The following is a 3559-nucleotide window of genomic DNA, read 5'->3' as shown; positions in this document are numbered from 1 at the left end:
CCTCGCCCTCGGCCTCGTCATCTGACCCACACCCACAGGACCCCCGGTCGCCTCGCGGCCGGGGGTCCCGCCGGAGTCGAGGTGCGGGTCGTGCCCAGGGCACAGCGACAGCACCCCACCCGCCCCCGGGTCGGGGCGCTGTCGCCGTCAGGAACCGCCAGGCCCGGGCGGGCCCGGGACGCCGCGGTCGATCAGTCGGCCGTGGACCTCCGAGCACAGGCCGCGACGGCTTCGGCCACGGCCGGGGCCACCCGGGGGTCCAGGGCCGAGGGCACGATGTGCGCCGCTGCCAGCCCGTCCGCGGCGGCGATGGCCGCGATGGACTGGGCCGCGGCGATCTTCATCTCCGCGGTGATCCGGGTCGCCCCGGCGTCCAGGGCACCGCGGAAGATCCCCGGGAAGGCCAGCACGTTGTTGATCTGGTTCGGGAAATCACTGCGACCCGTGGCCACCACCGTGGCGTACTTCGCGGCCACGTCGGGCATGACCTCCGGGTCCGGATTGGCCAGGGCGAACACGATCGCGTCGGCGGCCAGCTCGGTGAGGTACTCCTCGGGGACCTTCCCCCCCGAGACCCCCACGAGGACGTCGGCATTCTCCAGTGCGTCCTTGGGCCCGCCGATGAGCCCGCGCGGGTTGGTGCGGATGGCGTAGTCGGCCTTGATGGCGTTGAGGTCGTCACGCTCCCGCGAGACGATGCCGCGGGAGTCCAGCAGCACCACGTCGGGAATGCCCTGGGTCAGCAGGATCTCGGTGATGGCGATGCCGGCCGCCCCGGCCCCGGCGACGACGACCTTCAGGCCCGCCAGGTCCTTGCCCACCACGGTGGCGGCGTTGAGCAGGGCCGCCAGCACGACCACGGCGGTGCCGTGCTGGTCGTCGTGCATCACCGGGATGTCGAGCTCCTCGATCAGGCGGGTCTCGATCTCGAAGCAGCGCGGGGCGGAGATGTCCTCGAGATTCACCGCCCCGAAGGACGGGCGCAGCAGCTTGACGGTGCGCACGATCTCCTGGACGTCCTGGGTGTCGAGCACGATCGGGATGGAGTCCAGGTCGGCGAAGGTCTTGAACAGGGCGGCCTTGCCCTCCATCACCGGCAGCGAGGCGGCCGGGCCGATGTCGCCCAGGCCCAGCACGGCCGAGCCGTCGGAGACCACCGCCACCAGCCGGCCCGCCCAGGTGTGGGTGGCCGCCATCGCGGGGTCAGCGGCCACGGCCCGGGAGACCTCGGCCACCCCGGGGGTGTAGGCGATCGACAGGTCCCGGCGGGTGGCCAGCGGGGACGTCGGGACCACCGAGAGCTTGCCCCCCTCGTGCTCGGCGAAGATCTCCTCGCGCGTGATCGGGCCGGGCTGCTCGTGCTGGTCGGACATGTGCTCTCCTCGTTGAGGGCGGATCGGGTGCCACCATTGTGCGCCACCCGTGAAACCAGCAGACGGCGCACCCGACCACCCCGCGCGCCGGGGGAGCCTCGGCAGGCACCGACGAGCCCTGTGCCTGCCGACGACCCATGGACAGCCCGTTGCGCTCGACCTGCTCCCGCACAGCGCAGAATTCCGCAGCAAGACCTCGCCGCGACGCGGTCCACCTGCTGTGGACCTCGTGTCGGGCGCAAGGGACCGAGCCGCTTCTGCGCCGTCACCGGCCTCCCGCGCTGCGGCGCGCCGGGACCGGCCCCGCACCCCGTCGCCCCGGACCACCCGGACCGCGGCCGCGAGGACCCCCGCGCGGGAGAAGTTTCCGCGCGGTCCACGACGCGGGCGGTCGTCGTTCACGAACCCGTGCCACCGTCCCGAACTGTGCAGAGAACCAGAACGGATCCCCGGCATGCGGCCGTCGACTTCGTGAGCCTGGCCATCGCCGTCGTGTCCGTGCTCTGCGCGGTGTTCCTCCTCGGTGGCTGGACCCTGCCGGACTGGATCGTCCTCGCAGGCCGGTGGATCCCGGCTCTGGCCTCGCTCGTGGCCATGCGGGTGCTTCCTCTCCCCGGCGGCCTCAGCACCTGGTGGGCGCTGCGCCCGGGTGGCCGGCGCCGGCTCGTGACCGGCGGTGTGGTGGGGGTCGGCGTCCTCCTCGCGGCCTACACGCCGCCGGCGCTGATCGCCGGCGCCACGGGGCTCGCCGCTCCCCTGTCCTGGCCGGAGCTCGCACCGATCCTGCTGCTGGTGGTGCCGATCGTCGCCGTCTACTCCCTGAGCACCTTCGGGGAGGAGGTCGCCTGGCGCGGCTACCTGCAACGGCTGCTCGCCGGCTGGGGCTTCTGGCCATCCTCGACAGTCGTCGCCGGCGTCTGGGTGCTGTTCCACGTCCCCCTGCACGGCACCCTCGCTCTCCAGGGGACGCTGCCCGCGCACGCCCTGGTGGGCAGCACGCTGCTGCTCTTTCCGCTGGGGCTCTTCCTCAGTGCAGCGGTGCGCCGGTTCGGCAGCGTCTGGCCTGCGGTGTTCGCTCATGCGCTGCCGATGTCGGCCTTGAACCTGGTGCAGAACCCCGATGGACTCCCTCCGGGTTCCTTCTGGGCGTTCACCGCGCTCAGCGCCGCGGCCCTCCTCGGGGCAGCCCTCCTGCTGGCACCCCGGAGGACCCACGCGGCCCCCAGGCCCCTCGTCGCCGGCGCAGGATGAAGCCCCTTGCCACCGTTCCCGGCGTGGATCCTCCGACACGCACGCCCCGTGGGAACTCCGGCTCCACACCACACCCTGATGATCATCGCCCCGCGATGCACCTGAGTCCGGCACACCGGCGATCGGGGCGCTCCGATGCCCCGCAGGGTGGGTCGACCCAGCAGCGCGCTTCTCTCGCAGGCACCGACGGCGACACGCGGAGGGATCCTCGCCGTAAGGCCAAGGGTCAGCAGCACCGACGTGATCAGCCACCCGTGATCAGCTACCTTGGTCGCTCCACCCCGTTCAGCCAACTCCATCACCGTCTGGAAGGACAGTTCATGTCTGTCGTCGTCACTGCTGTGTTCACCCCCGCCGCCGACTCCCGCGACCGGCTCGTCGAGGCCTTGCAGGAGGCCATTCCCGCCGTGCACGAGGAACCAGGGTGCCTGCTCTACGCGATTCACGACGCCGAGGACGGGTCGATCGTGATGATCGAGAAATGGGCCTCTGACAGCGACCTCGCAGCGCACGCCGAAGGGCCCGCGGTCGCACGCCTGAACACCCTCATCGACGGACTGATCGCGGAACCCGTCCTGGTCACCACCATGGCGGCGCTGCCTGCCGGCACGACCGATCAGGGTGCGCTCTGAGAGGACCTACGGCGAGGATGCGATCGGCCGGCCCGGTCAGGTCCCGGGAGCCCAGCGCCACGTCGAGGCGGATGGTCTGCCGGGCGTCGGCGAGGGCGGCCGCCGCGTGGGCGGCCATCCGCGGACAGGAGCTCACGGCAGGAACGAGGAATCGCCACCCGGCCGGAGCCGGGTGGCGATTCCTGGAGCGGCGTCGGAGCGCTCAGCCCGATGCCGGAGATCCCGTCAGGGAATCAGTGGGAGCTCATGCCACCACGGTGATGTTCGCGGCCTGGGGGCCCTTGGGGCCGTCCTGGGTCTCGA

The 3559-nt window shown here is 72.0% G+C and carries 3 protein-coding genes; 2 read left to right on the top strand and 1 reads right to left on the bottom strand.

Going from position 1 to position 3559, the window contains the following annotated elements; genetic code table 11:
- Positions 1-191 precede the first annotated feature (191 nt).
- Positions 192-1373: an NAD(P)-dependent malic enzyme gene (locus RE027_RS17685; RefSeq protein WP_368809613.1), complete on the bottom strand. Its 1182-nt coding sequence runs from the start codon at positions 1371-1373 to the stop codon at positions 192-194.
- Positions 1374-1799: 426 nt separating this feature from the next.
- On the opposite strand from RE027_RS17685, the gene RE027_RS17680 reads away from it, so the two are divergent.
- Together RE027_RS17680 and RE027_RS17675 are read left to right on the top strand one after the other, a co-directional pair.
- On the top strand, positions 1800-2624 hold the full coding sequence (locus tag RE027_RS17680) for a CPBP family glutamic-type intramembrane protease (protein WP_368809611.1): 825 nt from the start codon (positions 1800-1802) through the stop codon (positions 2622-2624).
- 320 nt (positions 2625-2944) lie between these two features.
- A complete protein-coding gene (locus RE027_RS17675) occupies positions 2945-3256 on the top strand; it encodes a putative quinol monooxygenase (protein WP_368809610.1) in 312 nt (103 codons plus the stop codon).
- Positions 3257-3559 lie beyond the last annotated feature (303 nt).

The organism is Kocuria sabuli, assembly GCF_040981185.1.
Classification (GTDB): Bacteria; Actinomycetota; Actinomycetes; order Actinomycetales; family Micrococcaceae; genus Kocuria; species Kocuria sabuli.
Note: the sequence above shows the minus strand (reverse complement) of the source record. Positions and strands in the feature narration are given on the sequence as shown.

Bases quoted from the DNA above. Each gene is read 5' to 3' on its own strand.
- RE027_RS17685 (WP_368809613.1), bottom strand. From the start codon at position 1,373: ATGTCCGACCAGCACGAGCAGCCCGGCCCGATCACGCGCGAGGAGATC.
- RE027_RS17675 (WP_368809610.1), top strand. From the start codon at position 2,945: ATGTCTGTCGTCGTCACTGCTGTGTTCACCCCCGCCGCCGACTCCCGC.